This window comes from Serratia silvae (assembly GCF_023282985.1).
Lineage (GTDB): Bacteria > Pseudomonadota > Gammaproteobacteria > Enterobacterales > Enterobacteriaceae > Chania > Chania silvae.
Map to the genome: position 1 here is coordinate 58,324 of NZ_JAGQDC010000005.1, position 18,138 is coordinate 76,461.

At 52.8% G+C, this 18,138-nt stretch carries 19 protein-coding genes; 7 read left to right on the forward strand and 12 right to left on the reverse strand.

The window, feature by feature from the left end:
• Positions 1 to 190: 190 nt before the first annotated feature.
• Positions 191 to 1,006, reverse strand: a complete 816-nt coding sequence (locus KAJ71_RS08310) for a C40 family peptidase (RefSeq protein ID WP_248945282.1) — start codon at positions 1,004 to 1,006, stop codon at positions 191 to 193.
• A 410-nt stretch (positions 1,007 to 1,416) separates the two neighbouring features.
• Between KAJ71_RS08310 and KAJ71_RS08315 the strand changes: the two genes are divergently transcribed.
• On the forward strand, positions 1,417 to 1,764 hold the full coding sequence (locus KAJ71_RS08315; protein ID WP_172413932.1) for a Grx4 family monothiol glutaredoxin: 348 nt from the start codon (positions 1,417 to 1,419) through the stop codon (positions 1,762 to 1,764).
• A 196-nt stretch (positions 1,765 to 1,960) separates the two neighbouring features.
• On the opposite strand, the gene rnt is transcribed toward KAJ71_RS08315, so the two are convergent.
• From rnt to KAJ71_RS08345, 6 genes are all read right to left on the reverse strand, one after another.
• Complete coding sequence (gene rnt, locus KAJ71_RS08320; protein ID WP_248945283.1) at positions 1,961 to 2,650, reverse strand: ribonuclease T; 690 nt, start codon at positions 2,648 to 2,650, stop codon at positions 1,961 to 1,963.
• Between the two features lie 69 nt (positions 2,651 to 2,719).
• The gene (gloA, locus tag KAJ71_RS08325; protein WP_021178093.1) at positions 2,720 to 3,127 is read right to left on the reverse strand and encodes a lactoylglutathione lyase; all 408 of its coding nucleotides are present in this window, start codon (positions 3,125 to 3,127) and stop codon (positions 2,720 to 2,722) included.
• Between the two features lie 330 nt (positions 3,128 to 3,457).
• Positions 3,458 to 4,555 carry an alkene reductase gene (locus tag KAJ71_RS08330; RefSeq protein WP_248945284.1) on the reverse strand — a complete coding sequence of 366 codons (1,098 nt, stop codon included), beginning with the start codon at positions 4,553 to 4,555 and terminating at the stop codon, positions 3,458 to 3,460.
• A gap of 82 nt (positions 4,556 to 4,637) precedes the next feature.
• Positions 4,638 to 5,243 (reverse strand): TetR/AcrR family transcriptional regulator, encoded by a 606-nt coding sequence (locus KAJ71_RS08335; RefSeq protein WP_248945285.1) that lies wholly within the window; start codon positions 5,241 to 5,243, stop codon positions 4,638 to 4,640.
• Between the two features lie 169 nt (positions 5,244 to 5,412).
• The gene (gene eptA / locus KAJ71_RS08340; protein WP_248945286.1) at positions 5,413 to 7,047 is read right to left on the reverse strand and encodes a phosphoethanolamine transferase EptA; all 1,635 of its coding nucleotides are present in this window, start codon (positions 7,045 to 7,047) and stop codon (positions 5,413 to 5,415) included.
• Positions 7,048 to 7,169: 122 nt separating this feature from the next.
• A complete protein-coding gene (locus KAJ71_RS08345) occupies positions 7,170 to 7,811 on the reverse strand; it encodes an NAD(P)-dependent oxidoreductase (RefSeq protein ID WP_248945287.1) in 642 nt (213 codons plus the stop codon).
• Between the two features lie 138 nt (positions 7,812 to 7,949).
• On the opposite strand from KAJ71_RS08345, the gene KAJ71_RS08350 reads away from it, so the two are divergent.
• From KAJ71_RS08350 to KAJ71_RS08360, 3 genes are all read left to right on the forward strand, one after another.
• Complete coding sequence (locus KAJ71_RS08350) at positions 7,950 to 8,879, forward strand: LysR substrate-binding domain-containing protein (RefSeq protein ID WP_248945288.1); 930 nt, start codon at positions 7,950 to 7,952, stop codon at positions 8,877 to 8,879.
• 21 nt (positions 8,880 to 8,900) lie between these two features.
• Entirely contained in the window at positions 8,901 to 9,140 is a 240-nt protein-coding gene (locus KAJ71_RS08355) for a DUF1289 domain-containing protein (RefSeq protein ID WP_248945289.1), read from the forward strand.
• 117 nt (positions 9,141 to 9,257) lie between these two features.
• The gene (locus KAJ71_RS08360; RefSeq protein WP_248945290.1) at positions 9,258 to 10,154 is read left to right on the forward strand and encodes an aldo/keto reductase; all 897 of its coding nucleotides are present in this window, start codon (positions 9,258 to 9,260) and stop codon (positions 10,152 to 10,154) included.
• A gap of 39 nt (positions 10,155 to 10,193) precedes the next feature.
• Here KAJ71_RS08360 and KAJ71_RS08365 read toward each other — a convergent pair whose 3' ends face one another.
• A complete protein-coding gene (locus tag KAJ71_RS08365; RefSeq protein WP_248945291.1) occupies positions 10,194 to 11,552 on the reverse strand; it encodes a histidine phosphatase family protein in 1,359 nt (452 codons plus the stop codon).
• Between the two features lie 240 nt (positions 11,553 to 11,792).
• Between KAJ71_RS08365 and sodC the strand changes: the two genes are divergently transcribed.
• Entirely contained in the window at positions 11,793 to 12,317 is a 525-nt protein-coding gene (sodC, locus tag KAJ71_RS08370; RefSeq protein WP_248945292.1) for a superoxide dismutase [Cu-Zn] SodC, read from the forward strand.
• Positions 12,318 to 12,331: 14 nt separating this feature from the next.
• Here sodC and KAJ71_RS08375 read toward each other — a convergent pair whose 3' ends face one another.
• The 3 genes from KAJ71_RS08375 to KAJ71_RS08385 are packed head-to-tail and all read right to left on the reverse strand — an operon-like array spanning position 12,332 to position 15,466.
• Entirely contained in the window at positions 12,332 to 14,359 is a 2,028-nt protein-coding gene (locus KAJ71_RS08375) for an FUSC family protein (RefSeq protein WP_248945293.1), read from the reverse strand.
• A gap of 3 nt (positions 14,360 to 14,362) precedes the next feature.
• Positions 14,363 to 15,226 (reverse strand): efflux RND transporter periplasmic adaptor subunit, encoded by an 864-nt coding sequence (locus KAJ71_RS08380; RefSeq protein WP_248945294.1) that lies wholly within the window; start codon positions 15,224 to 15,226, stop codon positions 14,363 to 14,365.
• A gap of 3 nt (positions 15,227 to 15,229) precedes the next feature.
• A complete protein-coding gene (locus tag KAJ71_RS08385) occupies positions 15,230 to 15,466 on the reverse strand; it encodes a DUF1656 domain-containing protein (RefSeq protein WP_248945295.1) in 237 nt (78 codons plus the stop codon).
• 179 nt (positions 15,467 to 15,645) lie between these two features.
• On the opposite strand from KAJ71_RS08385, the gene slyA reads away from it, so the two are divergent.
• Positions 15,646 to 16,080 (forward strand): transcriptional regulator SlyA, encoded by a 435-nt coding sequence (slyA, locus tag KAJ71_RS08390; protein ID WP_248945296.1) that lies wholly within the window; start codon positions 15,646 to 15,648, stop codon positions 16,078 to 16,080.
• An 89-nt stretch (positions 16,081 to 16,169) separates the two neighbouring features.
• Here the strand turns inward: slyA and KAJ71_RS08395 are convergent, their stop codons facing one another.
• The gene (locus tag KAJ71_RS08395; RefSeq protein WP_248945297.1) at positions 16,170 to 16,634 is read right to left on the reverse strand and encodes an outer membrane lipoprotein; all 465 of its coding nucleotides are present in this window, start codon (positions 16,632 to 16,634) and stop codon (positions 16,170 to 16,172) included.
• Positions 16,635 to 16,978: 344 nt separating this feature from the next.
• Between KAJ71_RS08395 and anmK the strand changes: the two genes are divergently transcribed.
• On the forward strand, positions 16,979 to 18,100 hold the full coding sequence (anmK, locus tag KAJ71_RS08400) for an anhydro-N-acetylmuramic acid kinase (protein WP_248945298.1): 1,122 nt from the start codon (positions 16,979 to 16,981) through the stop codon (positions 18,098 to 18,100).
• The last annotated feature ends 38 nt before the right edge of the window (positions 18,101 to 18,138 follow it).

Genomic DNA, 18,138 nt, shown 5'->3' on the forward strand with positions numbered 1-18,138 from the left:
TGCTGCTGGCCTGAGTGGCCGAGGGCGAAAAAACGCAATTGCACCACTTTTGTTATGGTTATTAATCTTAACAACTTTCCGGGCGAAAAGAACATCCAAAGTGTGCCAAGTGACTGATTGATTAAAGTCGCAGCAGCTTTTTGTTTTTTTGGGGAAAGTACGGCCGAGCAGCAGACTCAGCCGTGATAGGTCAACGAATAGTGGTTGGGGTCACTACGCGGCGGGCGCCAATGTAATGGTTCTGCCAATAGTCGTTATCCAACTGACTGATGCGAATTTCTTCACCGGTACGCGGTGACTGGATGAACTTACCGTTACCAAGATAGACGCCAACGTGATCGGCTGTGCCACGGTTATTGATACGGAAGAACACCAGGTCGCCCTTCTCCAACTCATTACGCTTGATCGGCGCAGCATCACGCAGGTGGTACATTTCGTTGGCAGTACGCGGCATTTTGATTTTCACTACGTCTTTGTACGCGTAATAAATCAGCCCGCTACAGTCGAAGCCAGTGCCGGGTGAAGACCCACCCCAGCGGTAGGGTTTACCCATTTGCCCCATCAGCTTGGCCATGGCGGTCTGCTTGGCGTGCTGATAACGTTTTTTGTGGGCGGCGGAAAGTTTCAACGGTTCTTCGCGGCCAGCCAATTTTGCCGTAGCCTTGCCTTCTTCACGATGGCGACCATAACCTTTTTTATAGCCTTTTTTAGGCGGGGTTACTTTGAGTTTGGCCGTTTTGGTTGCCTGGCTTTTGGTTTTAACGCTGGTGGTTTTTTTTGCGGTTTTTAAGGTTGCTGGTTTGTTTTTTACCGTTTTCGGAGGGGAGGCTGCCTTCACTTTTTTATTGGCTTTCACCGCTTTCTTTTTCTTGCGGTCGTCTGACCGGGCTTCATTAACGTGACTCTTGCGCTGCTCGGCAGAAACACGTGCCTGTGGCGCAGCGTGCGCCAGATTGAAGAAGAGCTGCGTAAACAGCAGCACAAAAAGTGTAATAATTAACCGCATGTCGATGTTACCAACCTTGGCCCCGAAACAAAAATTGAATGAGTCACAGTATTCCCGAAATTCACCCTATAAAACAGCACGGATCTTATAAATACTAATCCATATTGTGAGAAAACGTTAATGGCATTTTTATTGTTGCAAAATCAAACGCCTGGTGCCTAAAAAAGCGACAGAGTTCATGCGTTTGACTTAATCCACGCCAGTATAGGGCGGCGTAAATATAATAGTGAAACGGTCGGATTAAAAATGTTATTCTGAGGCCATGTTTTATCCGGTTCGGTGTGACCGCTACGTTTGTTGCGGCAATTAGAAAATGTCCCTGCAAAAGATGGCGTTTTCTTGGCACCGGTCCTACCGCTACAATAGCCAGTGTGATGCATGTTGTAGCCATGATGTGGCTTGAGGAAGCAATAATGACGACGATTGAAAAAATTCAGCAGCAAATTTCTGCCAACCCGATCCTGCTGTATATGAAAGGCTCACCGAAATTGCCAAGCTGCGGTTTCTCTGCTCAGGCCGTGCAGGCGCTGTCAGCCTGTGGCGAACGTTTTGCCTATGTTGATATTCTGCAAAACCCGGATATCCGCGCCGAGCTGCCAAAATACGCCAACTGGCCAACCTTCCCGCAGCTGTGGGTCGATGGCGAACTGGTTGGCGGCTGCGATATCATCATCGAGATGTACCAGCGTGGTGAACTGCAGCCGTTGATCAAAGAAACGGCCGAGAAATATAAAGATCAGGAAGACCAACAGCCTTAATGGCGAGGGGTTTACCAGATAAAATCGGGCGGTACTGTTAACAGTGCCGCCCGATTTTTTTATACCCGTTATCTTTCAAGCCGCAGCGTTGTTACCCGCACTTGCGCACCCCAGTCACTTACAAAAGTAAGATCCTGGGGATGAGCAAGCTTGTCGCCTAGCTGCGGCTTGAAATCCATAGGGTATACGTTTTAAGTTACTCCGCGCCGTCATTATGGCTGTTGGCAATCGGCCAGCCGCCAAGGCGTTTCCAGCGGTTGACCAGTTCACAGAACAACTGGGCGGTTTGCTGGGTATCATAAAGTGCTGAGTGTGCCTGGCTGCTGTCAAACGGCATACCGGCGGCAATACAGGCTTTGGCCAGCACCGTCTGGCCCAATACCAGCCCGCTAAGCGCAGCGGTATCAAAGGTGGCGAATGGATGGAACGGGTTGCGCTTCAGGCCGGCACGTTCGGCGGCAGCCATCAGGAAACTGTGATCAAAATTGGCATTATGCGCCACGATGATCGCCCGGTTACATCCTTGATCCTTAAGGCCTTTACGTACGGCTTTGAAAATCGCATGCAGAGCATCATATTCACTCACTGCACCACGCAGTGGGTTATGTGGATCGATACCGTTGAAGGCCAGCGCTTCCGGTTGCAGGTTCGCCCCTTCAAACGGCTCTACATGAAAATGCAGTGTTTCATCTTGCTGTAACCAGCCATTCTCATCCATTTTCAGCGTGACGGCGGCAATCTCTAGCAGCGCATCGGTCTGAGCATGAAACCCGGCGGTTTCCACATCAATCACAACGGGATAAAACCCGCGGAAACGGCCACTCAGGGCGTTAAGATCACTTTTTTCGGCCATCAGTTTCTTATCTTTAGCGAATTCAGCGCGCATTATGACAAATTTCTAGTCTTGGTGCAGCGGAGTTAGAAAGCAGGGCGCAGGGTGCGCCCTGGAGAAACCTCAGTTACCGAGGCCGTGACCTGCGTGCTTGTTCTCGATCAGCTCGATTTTGTAACCGTCCGGATCTTCGACGAAGGCAATCACGGTGGTGCCGCCCTTGACTGGACCGGCTTCGCGGGTGACTTTGCCACCGGCCTGACGGATGTTGTCGCAGGTGGCAGCCACATCATCGACGCCCAGCGCCAGATGACCAAAGGCGGAGCCCATGTCGTAGCTGTCGACACCCCAGTTATAGGTCAGCTCGATCACCGAGCCTTCGCTTTCATCGCTATAACCTACGAAAGCCAGCGAGTATTTGTACTCGGTGTTTTCACTGGTACGCAGTAAGCGCATGCCTAATACCTTGGTATAGAAGTCGATGGAGCGTTGCAGATCGCCGACACGGAGCATGGTATGGAGTAAGCGCATAATTTCCTCTGATTGGATGTGCCGCGGCTGACGGCGGGTGACTTGAACAGTGTCAGACAGTATAGCCTTGTCGCATAAGGCAATTCAACGCGTGCAGTAGGTGATGGGGTGGGTTACGTTGTCACAAACAAAAAATAGCTGCGGATAATAGTGCAGCAGGCGGGAACCATACAGAACGCCGACACGCCGTGGATCCATCCATGGAGGCTCGTATCGCGCGTCCATGCGCTCAACGGTCGGCTAACCTGTATGGCTCCCACCCACCTCAGCCTGGGATATCGCGGTATTTAGCGCACCTTATTAGCTGAGTGCAAAGCCAATTTAATTCCCTTACAGTGTTGGGTAATCGGTATAACCCTCGGCACCGCCGCCGTAGAAGAAATCGGCACGCTGCTCATTGAGCGGAGCCTGCTGTTTAAAGCGTTCCACCAGATCTGGGTTGGCGATATAGCTGCGGCCAAAGGCGACGGCATCAATAAAGCCTTGGGCGATCAGCTCTTCCGCTTTCTCCGCCGTATAGGCACCTGCACCAATAATCACCCCTTGGAAGTGCGCTCTTACTGCATCGCGGAACGCGGTTGAGTAAGGTTTGCCACCCGCCCAATCCGGCTCGGAAATATGCAGGTAGGCGATACCGCGCTTGTTCAACTCTTCGATCAGATACAGCGCCGCTTCTTCTTGATCTTCGCCGTTGTCCAGGCCATTGAATGGGCCCAACGGTGAGATACGGATGCCAACATGATCGGCACCGATTTCAGCAATGCTGGCATCGACCACTTCCAGCGTCAGACGGGTACGGTTTTCAATGCTGCCACCGTATTGGTCGGTACGTTGGTTGGAAGCCGGTGACATAAACTGATGCAGCAGATAACCGTGCGCGGCGTGCAGTTCAATGTAGTCAAAACCGGCTTCACGCGAGTTGGCCGCTGCCTGACGGAAATCGTTGACGATCCCCGGAATTTCGTTGGTTTCCAACGCACGTGGGGTAGACGTTGGCACACGCACCCAAGCCCCGGTTTCATCACGTACCGTGGTGCGGGTTTCGGCATTGATCGCTGAAGGCGCCACGGGAGCCTGCTGGCCCGGCTGCAAGCTGGAATGTGAAATGCGGCCTACGTGCCACAGTTGCACGGCAATATGGCCCTGTTTGTCATGTACCGCCTGGGTGATTTTTTTCCACGCGGCGATTTGTTCTGGGGTATGCAGACCGGGAGCTCCGGCATAACCTTTCGCCTGGAAAGAAATCTGGGTAGCTTCGGTGATCAGCAGGCCAGCGCTGGCACGCTGCGCATAATACTCCGCCATCAACGGCGTTGGGATGTCACCTGGCTCGATGCTGCGCAGACGAGTCAGCGGAGCCATGAACACACGGTTGGGTAGGGTGGTGTGGCCAACTTTGAGTGGAGAGAACAATTTTTCAATCTTCATAGTGCATCCTATAGTATTAGACCAGTCGACTAGTGATGATAAACAGTATCGCTAACATGTCTTTCGGGTAAAAAAAGGGGGGTTATGCCTGCGCTGGGCGCAACAGCAATTCGATACTTTCCAGCGCACAGGTCAGTGGGGCGACCGAGTGGCGGATTTTAGCCCGCAACGATGCGCCCAACCACAGCGAATACAGCGTTTCCGCCGTGGTCGCCGGGCTCATGGTGACAGCCAGCGAACCTTCGCGGATCCCGCGTTCGATCGCGTCTTGCAGATGGCCGATCACGCGGCTGGTGCCCGCTTCCAACGCATGGCGCATAGGTTCAGAAAGATCGCTGACCTCTGCGGAAAGTTTCACCGCCAGGCAAGCGTTATGGCACTCACTACGGCAGTGGAAGCTGATGGCCTGTGCGTAATAACTTAATAACTGATTACGCGCATCGCTGCGGTTGGCGGCAAATAGCGCCTGCATTTGGGCGTCGTAGTGGGCAAAATAGCGTTGCAACATCGCTTCGCCGAAGGCTTCCTTCGAGCGAAAATAGTGATAGAACGATCCTTTGGGCACGCCTGCGGTAGTGAGCAACTCACTTAGGCCCATGCCGGTAAAACCAAGGCGCAGGCTGAGCGTTTCGCCGGTAGCGAGCAGATGTTCTCGGGTATCCCCGTTGCAATTCGTCTGTTTTGTCATAATGGAAATGAGAATAATAGACCGATTGGTCTAGGTCAAGTCGCAGATAAAAAAAACGGTAAAAATCCCGGCTGAGGTTGCAGGCACTCTTCAACTAACTCGCATGCTGCGCCCGATAAGCTGCATGCGGTGCCCGTTTAGACTATTGTGCCTGAGAGAGCGGCTGAAGTTAAGCCTTGCGACAGCGTTGCAGAATATCCAGGTCAGACTGATATTGCTGTGTCTGCACGTTTAGCATGCCTAACAGGGTATGGAATAGATTATCCTGTGAAACCTGATCGGTGTCCGCCAAGGATTGCAGGCATTGGCGATTGATGCCGAAATTGCGTTCATAATCGGCTGACATCCACATCAGGAAAGGCACGTGGGTCTGCTGCGAAGGCGCTAACATATAAGGCGTACCGTGCAGGTACATGCCGTTCTCCCCGAGCGACTCACCGTGATCGGAAAGATAGACCATCGCCGTATTGAATTTGCCGCTGTATTGTTGCAGCAACTTGATGGTGCTATCCAGCATGGCGTCGGTGTACAGCAGCGAGTTGTCGTAGGTATTCACCAATTGCTCGTGGGTGCAGTCCTGGATCTGGTTGCTGTCGCAGGTCGGTGAGAACTGATGTAATTCTGGCGTACTGCGGCGATAGTAGGCCGGGCCGTGACTCCCCATCTGATGCAGTACGATCACACCATCCCCTTTCAGGCCGTTGATATAATCGTCCAGTTTATGTAGCAGCACGTTATCCATGCAGACATCGCCATCGCAATCCTGTGAAAGCTTCAGCTTGGTCATGTCGATATGCGGGATACGATCGCAGGCACCCTTGCAACCGCCGTCATTATCGCGCCACAACAGGTTCACTCCGGCATGGGCCATCACGTCCAACAGGCCTTCCTGATGGGCAGCCAAGGTGGCATCGTAATCGCCGCGTGGCATGTTGGAGAACATGCAGGGCACGGAGATAGCCGTTTCGGTACCGCAGGAACTGGCATTTTTGAAATAAACCACATTGTCCTGCTTCAAACGGGGGTTGGTCTCCCGCGAGTAACCACCTAGCGAAAAATTTTCTGCTCGTGCGGTTTCGCCGACCACGAGTATCACCAAGGTCTTCTTGGTCTGGCCGCTAATCACCGGGCCTAAATGGGCATCTTCACCGATCTTGATCAGCGGCAGATTTTGGTGGAAATAACGGTGTTGAGCGTATTTGATGGCGCCAGCCACAAAATTGCTTGGGGTGAGCATTTTCACCACGCTTTTATTGTTGCGGATCAGTGAGGCGTAATCTTTGTAGAACAACGCCGCAACCAACAGGATCACCACCACGGAAAGCATCACATTGGCCGCGCGCAGGCCAATCATGTACCACCAAGGGCGGGTTTTATTGATGCGTACAAAGCACACGAAAACGGCAGGTAAAATACCCAGCAACAGCAGCCATAGCCCCATACGAGGGGTGAGCAACGCCGTCGCTTCCTGCGGGTTGGTCTCGAAGGCGTTCTGCATCATATTGCCATCAATCACCACGCCGTAGCTGAACATAAAATAGTTGGCCGCCGCGCTGCCGAGCAGTAAGAGAATAACCAGGGGTTTACGCAGGAACGGAATGGTTAATACGCTGAAGATAATATTCAGGGCACAGAAAATAACCACCGGCATAGTCGCCGCAAAAATGATGCTATGTACGCTATCAAAGGTGATATATGACCAGGCCTGGTGAATAAATAGCAGGTTCTGGAAAAGCGTGAAGAATAGGGCGCAAGCCAGGATAAAACCCAAGCTGTTGCATTGTAATGATTGACGTAAGCGCATTGCCAAATCTGACTCCTGCCATGAGGTAATGCGCCGAAATTTACCAGATGAAACTTAAGATAACCTTAGACGTAGTGAGCGGCAGGACAGCGGCTGCAACGATTACAGCCGCTGGCGGACGATTAATAGGCAGCGGTAAACTGTGCCTTGATGAACTGCGGTTTTTCAACTTCGTCGATAATGGCAACCGCGAGGTCTTCTACCGAAATATTGGCCGGTGCGTCCCCCTTCATCAGCAATTGTGTCGTGCCCAAACGGAACTGGCCGGTACGCTTGCCGGGTTCCAGCAACGCGGCAGGAGAAAGGTAGGTCCAATCCAACTGGGTTTCTTTTTTCAAGGCATTACGCAAATCCCGTACCGCTTGGGCCCCTGGGCGAATATTTTCCGGGAACTGCGGGGTATCAACCAGCTCAACGCCCGGTGCCACTTCCAGACTACCGGCACCGCCAACGTACAGCAGGCGTTTAACCGCGGATTGTTTTACCGCCGCCAGGATTTGTTGGGCACCTTTAGCGGTTTTCTCATACAGATCCGTTTCCGCCCAACCTGGGTTATAGGCGCTGATCACCACGTCATGGCCAGCTAACTGTTGTACTAACCATGGGGTGTCGGCCACGTCACCCAGGGCGATGGTGAGATTGGCATTATCCGGCAGATCTTTTTTCTGACGGGCGATGGCGGTTACTTGCAGGCCGCGGGCCAAAGCTTCATCGACTACGCGGCGGCCAACAAAACCGGTTGCTCCAATAATGGCGACTTTCATGAGGTCTCTCCTGTGAAATGTTGTTAAGCGGGTTGCCGTACCACTCAGTGGCGGCGCAGTAGAAATACTATAAACCTTAACAATGCGGCTGATTAGTGCCATATTTATGCTTTCTTGATTAAGTAAAACTTCATAATCATGGATAAACTGAATCGAATGGCGGTATTCGCCACCGTGGTGGCCGAGGGATCTTTTGTTGCGGCGGCCCGTCGGCTAGAGATGACGCCCTCTGCGGTCAGTCAGCATATGCGGTCGTTAGAAAAGTCGCTGGGGGTGCCGTTATTGCACCGCTCGACTCGCCGTTTGGCACTGACCGATGCGGGGGAAGCCTTTTATCCCGGCTGCGAAGCCATGTTGCAGGAAGCACAGCGCGCGGAGCAACGGCTGGCGGAACTGCGGGATACGCTGGTGGGCGAACTACGCATTGCCACCACCGTCGGGATCGGTAGCGGCCCCTTGGCGGAGGCCCTGGCTCCCTTGCTGCTGGCGCACCCAAAACTGACGCTGCGCATTCTGGCAGACGACCAGGTGGTGGATATGATCGAGCAGCGGGTGGATATCTCGCTGCGTGTGAATTTACAACTGGCAGATACCAACCTGATCGCTCACCCGCTGACTGCCTGGCCAATGGTGCTCTGCGCCGCGCCGCGTTATCTCAGCCAGCATGGCGTGCCAGAAACGCCGCAGGAACTGGTACAACATCGCTGGATCACTGGTAGCGGTCACGGGCTGCATCTCGATTTACATCATCATGCGGGGGAAACATTCAAACTACGTCTGGCGGCGGGGCAGGTTGTCAGCGGTAGCATGAACGTGATCCGGGCCTTTACCCGCAATGGTCTGGGGATTTCCGGCCAGCCGCTGTATGAGATTGGTGACGAACTGCGCCGGGGGGAATTAATCGCCCTGTTACCGCAGTGGCGGCCAGCGCCATATCGGCTGCATGCGTTGACTCTGGAACGGATTCTGCCGGAGAAAACGCGCCAGGCGCTACACTATTTGCGAGAGTATTTTCGCCGTCATGGGGAAAAGCCACTTGCCAATGGCCCCGATGACGTCTTCAATTAGCATGACAACGCAGGAGGACGTGTGGCGCAGCAACTCGAATTCTTTGACATTCCCAGCCCGTGCCGTGGCATTTGCCAGGCCGATGAGCGCGGCTATTGTCGTGGTTGCCTGCGCAGCCGCGAGGAGCGCTTTGGCTGGATGCAAATGAACGATGCCCAGAAAAAGGACGTCCTGCGCCTGTGTCGCCAGCGTTACCTGCGCTCACTGCGTACCGGTAAGCAGCCGGAAGAGATCCCGCCAGAGCAGCCCTCGCTGTTTTAACTTTATTGCTGATTTTCTCGACCTGTCGTGCGTAAAAGCCACTAAGGCCGCTTTTGCGTTTCCTACGCCTTGGGCGCTTGTGTATGCTGGCGTTAACTACTGTCATGAGGTTTAAAAATGCTGAATCGTATTAAACTGGCGCCACAGGGACCCGAGTTTTCCCGCATGATTTGCGGCTACTGGCGTTTGATGGAGTGGGGCATGTCACCGCAGCAGTTGCTGACGTTTATCAAGCAACACGTTGAGCTGGGGGTGACTACGGCGGATCACGCGGATATTTATGGCGGCTATGCCTGCGAACAGGCTTTTGGCGAGGCTATCAAGTTACAACCCTCGGTGCGCCAGGGGATGGAACTGGTGTCAAAATGCGGCATCGCTACTACTGCCAAGCCGGGTAACCCGATCGGGCATTACATTACCGATCGCGAGCATATCGTGCACAGCGCAGAGCAGTCTTTATCACATCTGCATACGGACTACCTGGATTTATTGTTGATCCATCGTCCCGATCCGCTGATGGAAGCCGATGAAGTAGCAGAAGCCTTTGTGGCGCTACATAAAAGCGGTAAGGTGCGTCATTTCGGCGTTTCGAACTTTACGCCAGCACAGTTTTCCTTATTGCAGTCGCGCCTGCCGTTCTCGCTGGTGACCAACCAGGTCGAGATATCCCCGATCTATCAGCCGACGATCCTCGACGGAACCTTGGATCATTGCCAGCAACTGCGTATCAAACCAATGGCTTGGTCTTGTTTGGGGGGCGGGCGGCTGTTCAGCGATGCTGAGTTCCAGCCACTACGTGATGAGTTGCAAACGGTGGCGCAAGAGATAGGTGCCGAAACCATTGAGCAGGTGGTGTATGCCTGGGTGATGCGTCTGCCTTCGGCACCGCTGCCAATCATTGGCTCTGGCAAGATCGAACGGGTACGTTCGGCCCTGAAGGCGCAAGAACTGACGTTGAGCCGCCAGCAGTGGTTCCGCATTCGTAAAGCGGCATTGGGTTACGACGTTCCTTAAGTTTAGCTAGTAAGGCTGGCACCGTGCCAGCCTTTGCCGCTACTTCACTTGCATCACGCTGAAGGTTTCGTTTTTATACGCTAAGGTGACAACTTGCATCCCTTGGTTTGGTTGCCACGAGTAGTTTGGCAACCGTTTGTTAATGAACGCATTCAGGATTAAAGGGTGGGTGAAAACGATCACTTTACCTTGGCTAAACTCATATTTTTGACCGATAGCTGTCAGGAACCTATCCAAACGATAGGCGGCGATCTCACCATTTTCGCCCTCATTTGGCGCAACAAAGCGGATCAGGTTGTTTGCTGAGAACAGGTTTCTCGCCGCTTCGCTCTGGTCGCTTTTCAGCGTTGCCACCTTTTCGGCCTCCCAGTGCCCCAGGAACATTTCATTCAATTGGCTATCTTGCTGAACCGGGATTTGATGGTCAGCCATCACGCGTTGGGCGGTTTTGTAGGCACGCCCCAACTCGCTGCTATAAGCCGCGATAAACCGGGTGGATTTTAGTGTGCGGTGTAATTGCTGGTTAGCCTTTTCGCCCGCGTCGGTAAGGTCTGAATCTGTGGTGCCTTCCATGACGCCCGCCTGCTGCAACTGGGTCAGTGGATTAACAATCAGAGTGATTTCCAGCGGTGACAAAGCCTTTTCTCTGGCGTAGCCAGATTTAAGATAATCGGTATTATTAAAATCGATGAGATGGAATTGGCCATCCTTTAACTCCAGCACCGAGACGCTGGTATTAGCTAACCCCGCCAGCGGTTGGTTGGCTCGGTATTTTTGCAGGTAGAACGCCATTGAAGAGTGGGCAGTGACGAGAATATTGCCATTCTGATCGGGATGCAGTGCTGCAATCTGCCGTAATGCACCTTCAAAGCGCGCCGAAAAATTAGCCATATTCTCGGCATTGACCGGAGATTTGAAGGCTGGATCGTTATAATCGCCAAAATAGAACGCGAAGTCGTTGCCGGAATGGCCGAATTTATCCGTCAGATCGTCAATTCGGCCCCCTTCGGCATCGCCCCACGAGATATCTTTCAGGTCTTCAATCTGTTTCACCTGCATGTTGCGGCCACGCAAAATCTGGTTGGCGGTTTCGTAGGCCCGCCCCAAGGTGCTGCTATAACCGGCGATAAATTCCACTTCTGCCAGACCCAGCCCTAAACTGCTGGCGTCATAACGACCTTTTGGTGTCAATTGAGCGTTACCGCCGCCGCCGATGGTCATCTCCTTGATATTGGAGTAAGTCTGCCCGTGGCGGACTAGATAAAAGCGCAGCGTTTTTGTCTGTTCTGTGTTGGCCTGATCCTGCGGTAGGGGAGCTACCGTTTGCGATAGCGCCGCGGTGGGCAACCATAACATGGCTAAAAACAGCGTAACCAGAGGGGTTATTTTCTTTTTCACGCACTATTCCTTTTAATTATCAGTAAGCTTGCAGCTTAATAAATAAAAGGTGCTGGTACCTTTGTGTTAATGACATTCGCCGACGGAAGGTGGCAGAAAGCCAAGGAATAACGGGAGGAAGGTCACAAAAAATTATAACAGGCTCACTGGCATCCCTGATTAACGGTTATTTCCAACTGTGGCAAGATTTATACGGTATATACTCCCTAAGGACTATAACTATCGCATGGAGATTGAGTGATGAAACGTTATTGGTGTGCGGCGTTGGGTTTGATGGCCTGTGGTGTTGCCCAGGCGGCAACGGTTGATGTCGAAATGAATCTGGTGACCGGCCAGGGAATTGGTCAGGACATTGGTAAAATCACAATTAGCGAAACGCCTTACGGCCTGTTGTTCACCCCACAGCTGAAAGCCTTACCTGCCGGTGTGCACGGTTTTCACGTTCATGAGAAAGACAGCTGCGAGCCGGGTATGAAAGATGGCAAGGCGGTAGCCGCACTGGCTGCGGGTGGCCACTTTGATCCTGAGAAAACCGGCAAGCATCTCGGGCCTTATGATGCCAACGGGCATTTAGGCGACTTGCCAGCAATCTATGTCACGGCGGATGGCATGGCTGACACCCAGGTGTTGGCTCCGCGCTTGAAAAAAATCAGCGAAATTGAAGGCAAGGCACTGATGGTACACGCCGGGGGGGATAATCACTCCGATCAACCCAAACCTCTGGGGGGCGGTGGTGATCGCTTCGCCTGCGGCGTAATCAAGTAAATCAGCCGCCCGCGTCAGCCTGGCGTGGGCGCTGTTGTTGCTTGTGGTGGAATGATCGCCTGCTGTAATTGTTGCAGTGAACAGTAAAGCCGCCAAATCAAACCAGCCAAATCACGGGCCGCCTGCTCTGGATGATGGGCAAGCGCAGAGCTCATGCGCTGCAATTCTTGCAAGGTGGCGTCCAACGACGCATGCTGAACCCCTTTCTCGGTCATGACGCCCTTCAAACAATGAATACAGACGTCGCGCACGGCAGCCAACGGGTCTGATCGGGTTTGCCAATCACGTAGCTGCCAGACCACGTGGCTGCAGTTCAACAACACCACACCCCAGCGCAATAGCCAGGAGCGAGCCTCCTGATCCAGGCTTTGATTCAGTTGACTGATGCGGTGATAGATACGCGATTCAAACTGACTTTCGCTTTGCTGCGGTTTCTTACTCAACTGATCGATAAAATCACGGCGTAAGGCGCGGATAATGCGTCGGCTTTTGCGTTTGTCTGAGCTTGGCCGCAGGATCTGGAAAGCCAATCCGGCCAACAGCACACCGGCAATCTTGGCGAGACTGTCATTGATATACCCCTGATAATCGTAGCTCGGAGGATTGGTCACGGTGAGAAACGATCCCATAAACACGATCAACTGACCCCACAGTGGAGCATAGGGCGGATTTTGCAGTTTCATCATTTGCATCGTGACTAGGGTCGGGAACAGGAAAGCGCAGAATACCCAAAAGTCGTCGATCTGGATCATCAGGCCAAACTTCATCACAAAGCAGAAGGCAAACAGCAGGGAGACGGCTTTCAGTAAGGTGGTAATGGATTTGATCGGCGAAGGCGTAGAGGAATAGAGCACGCAACTGATGGCGATTAGCGTCAGCGCCGAACTTCCTGAGTCCCATTGGGTGGCGATCCAGTAAGCGCAACCGATCAGAATACACAAAAAGGTGCGTAGCCCGTTGTAGGCGGCTTCATAGCTGTCAGTATGGCGTGCCAGTGAAGTGACCCGTGGTGGTTCGATATCGCTGGTCTGGGTGGCACTTTCCAGCCGTTGTAGCCAACGGGTACATCGCAGATAGAGCCAGCAAAAGTGGCGCAGGCGCAAGAAGAAGGCCCGATGGCGATAATCGGCCGGATCCTGAGGGGCGATGGCGACCAGAATATGTGCCAGCCGATATTTATCGGTGGTGGGATCGCGTAATTCATTCAACAGTTGATCCAACACCCCCGCCAGGTTTTCCGGGCGATCTGGCCAGTTTAACAACATGCGGCGCAGGCTGGAGATGACGCTGGTGATACGTAATTGCTGGTGCAGCATGTAGTTGAGAATATTGTTTTGCCGACGTAGCCGGTAATGGCTCCAGAAGGCTTGAATACGCAGCAGATTCATGGTCAGAATCTGGCCGATAACGCCCTCGTGGGAGGTACGCATCCGCAGGCTGATTTCCGGTTGCCACAGCATGGCGGCGTGTTCCAGCAGGCGTAAGTGCATGCGGCGTAGCGATACCAGCAGGGCCTCACCATCTGAGGTGCTTGGTAGGATCATCATCATCAGACCGCCACAGAGGATACCGGTGATCACCTCACAGACGCGTGCCTGGGTGATATCAAAAATTTGCTGGGTGTCGGTAATGTTAACCGTGCCAAACACGATGATCGCGGCGGTATAGCCCGCCAGGGCAAAGGCGTAGGAGACATTGTTCTGGTAGTGGTTGGAAATATAGGTACATAGCCCCAACCAACTGGCAATCGACAGGCTGAACAACCAGGGATCGTTCAGGCAACCGGCAATCAGCAGTGAAGCCATAGCACCAAGCAGGCTGCCAAAAATGCGGCCAATGCTCTTGCTGATCACGCCGCCGACCGTCGGGAAGCTGACGACGGCGGCAGAGGTCAGTGCCCAATAGGGCTCATCCAGCTGTAAAACGAAGGCGACCCACAGCGCCAGGCACATTGCCAAGGTATTGCGTAACGCATAGCGCCACTGCCCTGCGGTGGCTTTGCCCCAGGGCGAGCGATTCCATTCAAGAAAAGGCAGGTTCACACATTAATCCGGCTGATGAATTGAAATGGTACAAGTGGTACCGGCTACCAGAGGCAGATCGGCCGGAACATCGATCAGCCTGATACGTACCGGCACCCGTTGCGCCAGGCGCACCCAAGGCACATTGGGCTTCACATCCATCAGTAAATCACTGCTGCTGTCGGCGCTTTGGTCGTAAATGGCCCGGCCAATGCTTTCGACTACCCCTTGCAGCTGAATATTGCCGTTATACAACACGATATCCGCCTTACGGCCCTCTCTGATATGCCTGAGTTTAGTCTCTTCGAAATAACCGAGCACATAGAAAGAATGGGTGTCTACCAACGCCACCAATGGTGTTCCTGCAGTGGCGTAGTTGCCGACGCGGGCCTGTAAGTTGGTGATATAACCGTCGGTTGGGGCATAGATCCGCGTTTTGCTGAGGTTCCATTTAGCCTGTTCCAGATTCGCCTGCGCCGCCTTATATGAGGCTTTCATTGAAGCGGCGGCCAGGTTTGACTCATCCAGATCTTCAGAAGAGATGACGTTACGGGGCAGGCTGCGGCGGCGTGCAGCTTCATGATCGGCCTTGGCCATATCTGCCTGCGCTTTGGCCAGCGCTGCCTCAGCATTGTCCAATGCAATTTGGTAAGGCACTGGGTCAAGGCTGAAAATCAGACTTCCCGCAGTGACGAACTGGTTATCATGAACCAGTATCTTCTCTAATCTGCCAGAGACTTCCGGGGTAATATTGACCAGCTCTGCCCGTACCTTACCGTCGCGTGTCCAAGGCGATTGCATGTAGTAATTCCATAACCACCAGCCAGCACAAAGCGCGATAGCGCAAACAATAACCGTCGAAAAATACTTTAATGTCTTATGCTTCATGAGCTACCAACTCGCGAGGAGCCACAGGGAACCGCTGACGGTAATAACGAAGATGGAGAGATCCATCAACATGGGGTGCCAGATATCACCGGAGTACATCCAGTCGCGCAACAGATGATGCACCAGTAACCAGAAGACTAATCCGAGTAAGAAAGCTTTAAATATAGGGGGGAAATAAAGCGATGCACCCAGCACCAGGTCGGGCAGTGGTGACGCAGTATGGAGCCAGGTCGTATTCACGTTAGCAATCCCTATGAGTGAATATGAAGAATGTTTGCATAGAGGATAACCAATTCTTGATAAGAATGTGTTTATTTTTACGATTTGGATTATATACATTTGTGTTTTTAATGTTATTTAACCAAAATGGGCTACACTTTGAGGATTAATGTTAGCATGCTAACTATGAGGAGGGGGAAGTGGAATCAACGTTAGGTTCAGATTTAGCACGATTAGTTCGTGTTTGGCGTGCGCTGATCGATCATCGGCTAAAGCCGTTGGAGCTCACACAAACGCATTGGGTTACATTGCACAATATCAATCGGTTACCTCCTGAGCAGTCGCAAATTCAATTGGCAAAAGCGATCGGTATTGAGCAGCCTTCATTGGTTCGTACCTTGGATCAGCTGGAAGATAAAGGGTTGATCACCCGTCACACTTGCTCCAACGATCGACGTGCCAAGCGCATCAAATTGACCGAGGCGGCTGAGCCGATTATTCGCGAAGTGGATAGTGTGATCACGTCGACCAGAGGTGAAATTCTTAGTGGTATCTCGGCAGAAGAAGTAAAACTTTTAGTAGGTCTGATTAGCAAACTGGAACAGAACATCATCGAACTGCAAGAAAAACAATAAATCCAGTGCCTTTTTTATTCAGTTAAGTCACAGCAACAAACAAAAACCGGAGGCCCAGGGGCCTCCGGTTGTGCATTCAGGCGAGTACGTTACAGTGGAGAAACGGTAACGGTACTGCCGTTTTGCGCCATACGAACGCGCTGACCCGGGCTGAATTTAGTTGACCCGGCTTTCTGAACCACCACGATATTTTCTTTATTATCGGTTTTGATTTCCAGCTCCCAAGCATTGCTACGGCTAGCTGCGCTACCGACGCTGTCGCCTACCACACCGCCGGCTACGGCGCCCGCTGCGGTTGCCAGGCTACGACCAGTGCCGCCACCGATGGTATTCCCCAGGAATCCACCCAGGACTGCGCCACCGATAGTGCCAAGCATGCTTGAGCCCTCATCGCCCTGAATTTGCACTTGGCGTACGGATACCAAGGTCCCAAAGGTCACGGTTTGTACCTGCTTGGCCTGAGAGGCGGAATAGACATCACCGGACGCGGTTTGGTTTGCACAACCCGCCAGTGTGACTGAGGCGAGAGCGACAACGAGAAGACGCTTGATCATATAAAGCTCCTGCAGTTGGTAATCCAGATCTGGGAGGTAGGCCCAAACCAAGTTCTATAAATATTACAGCAAATAGGGCCGAATCGGCCATGAGCTGTCTCTGTATACAGCTTAGCTTTTCTCTGTTCAACCAATAATAAACGGTGGTTTAGCTTTATGACAGAACTGAAAGCAAATAACCGGTGCTTTTATCCCTCCCCCTGAATTGTTGAATATGTAACCAATTCTCAGCATAAAATAAACAACATCGCTCACAGGCCGTAAAAAAGGCATCATAATTCATGGCGTTAATCCCACAATTCTGGTCTATTTACGGGGTGAAAACGGTTGCAAGGATATTGCTAATGAAGTCAGGCCGCTATATTGGTGTTATGTCTGGCACCAGTCTGGATGGGATCGACGTGGTGCTTGCCGCTATCGATGAACGTATGGTGGCGCAACAGGCAAGCTATAGCCATCCAATGCCGATCCAATTGAAAAAAGATATTCTGGGGATGTGCCAAGGGCAGCAGACCACGCTTTCTGCCGTAGGGCGGTTGGATGCGCAGTTGGGCACGCTGTTCGGTGAAGCGGTGCTGGGGCTGTTAAAACAGACTGGTATTCCGGCCCATGAAATCACCGCCATTGGCTGTCATGGCCAAACGGTGTGGCATGAACCGGAGGGTGAGACGCGCTTTTCGATGCAGCTTGGGGACAATAACCGGGTAGCGGCGTTGACCAATATCACCACCGTGGGGGATTTTCGCCGCCGTGATATGGCCTATGGAGGCCAGGGGGCGCCCTTGGTTCCCGCGTTTCATCAGGCTTTATTAGCTCACCCGACTGAGCGCCGTATGGTGCTGAATATTGGCGGCATCGCCAACCTGTCATTGTTACTGCCAGGCGCACCGGTGCGTGGTTTTGATACCGGGCCGGGGAATATGCTGCTGGATGCGTGGGTATGGCGCCACCGCTCGCAACCGTACGATAAAGACGGCCTTTGGGCGATGGGAGGGCGCGTATGCTTACCGTTATTGCAGCAGATGTTGGCCGATCCTTATTTCGCCTTACCGGCACCGAAAAGTACCGGTCGAGAATATTTCAATATCAGCTGGTTGGAAAAACAGCTGGCGACGTTACCTGGGTTAACCCCAGTGGATGTGATGAGCACGCTGGTGGAGCTGACCGCGACCACCATTAGCGAGCAGGTGATGCTGGCTGGGGGCTGTGAGCGGCTACTGGTCTGCGGCGGCGGTGCCCGTAATCCACTGCTGATGGCGCGAATGTCCGCTTTACTACCGGGTACCGAGGTGGCTACCACCGATCACTTTGGCGTCAGTGGGGATGACATGGAGGCGTTGGCCTTCGCCTGGCTGGCATTCCGGACCATTTCCGGTCTGCCGGGTAATCTGCCTTCGGTTACCGGTGCCTGTTGTGAAACCCTGCTGGGTGGGATTTATCCGGTTTTGTCATTGGGCCGCCGCTAGCTCTGTTAGGATAAAGAAAGGTTACTATCTTAAGGAGC

Excerpts from the sequence above, each read along its gene's own strand:
- eptA (WP_248945286.1), bottom strand. The coding sequence starts at position 7,047 with ATGCGCTTACGTCAATCATTACAATGCAACAGCTTGGGTTTTATCCTG.
- KAJ71_RS08380 (WP_248945294.1), bottom strand. The coding sequence starts at position 15,226 with ATGAAGCATAAGACATTAAAGTATTTTTCGACGGTTATTGTTTGCGCT.
- rnt (WP_248945283.1), bottom strand. The coding sequence starts at position 2,650 with ATGCGCGCTGAATTCGCTAAAGATAAGAAACTGATGGCCGAAAAAAGT.
- gloA (WP_021178093.1), bottom strand. The coding sequence starts at position 3,127 with ATGCGCTTACTCCATACCATGCTCCGTGTCGGCGATCTGCAACGCTCC.
- KAJ71_RS08350 (WP_248945288.1), top strand. The coding sequence starts at position 7,950 with ATGGATAAACTGAATCGAATGGCGGTATTCGCCACCGTGGTGGCCGAG.
- anmK (WP_248945298.1), top strand. The coding sequence starts at position 16,979 with ATGAAGTCAGGCCGCTATATTGGTGTTATGTCTGGCACCAGTCTGGAT.
- KAJ71_RS08360 (WP_248945290.1), top strand. The coding sequence starts at position 9,258 with ATGCTGAATCGTATTAAACTGGCGCCACAGGGACCCGAGTTTTCCCGC.
- KAJ71_RS08330 (WP_248945284.1), bottom strand. The coding sequence starts at position 4,555 with ATGAAGATTGAAAAATTGTTCTCTCCACTCAAAGTTGGCCACACCACC.
- KAJ71_RS08345 (WP_248945287.1), bottom strand. The coding sequence starts at position 7,811 with ATGAAAGTCGCCATTATTGGAGCAACCGGTTTTGTTGGCCGCCGCGTA.
- KAJ71_RS08310 (WP_248945282.1), bottom strand. The coding sequence starts at position 1,006 with ATGCGGTTAATTATTACACTTTTTGTGCTGCTGTTTACGCAGCTCTTC.
- KAJ71_RS08395 (WP_248945297.1), bottom strand. The coding sequence starts at position 16,634 with ATGATCAAGCGTCTTCTCGTTGTCGCTCTCGCCTCAGTCACACTGGCG.
- sodC (WP_248945292.1), top strand. The coding sequence starts at position 11,793 with ATGAAACGTTATTGGTGTGCGGCGTTGGGTTTGATGGCCTGTGGTGTT.
- KAJ71_RS08335 (WP_248945285.1), bottom strand. The coding sequence starts at position 5,243 with ATGACAAAACAGACGAATTGCAACGGGGATACCCGAGAACATCTGCTC.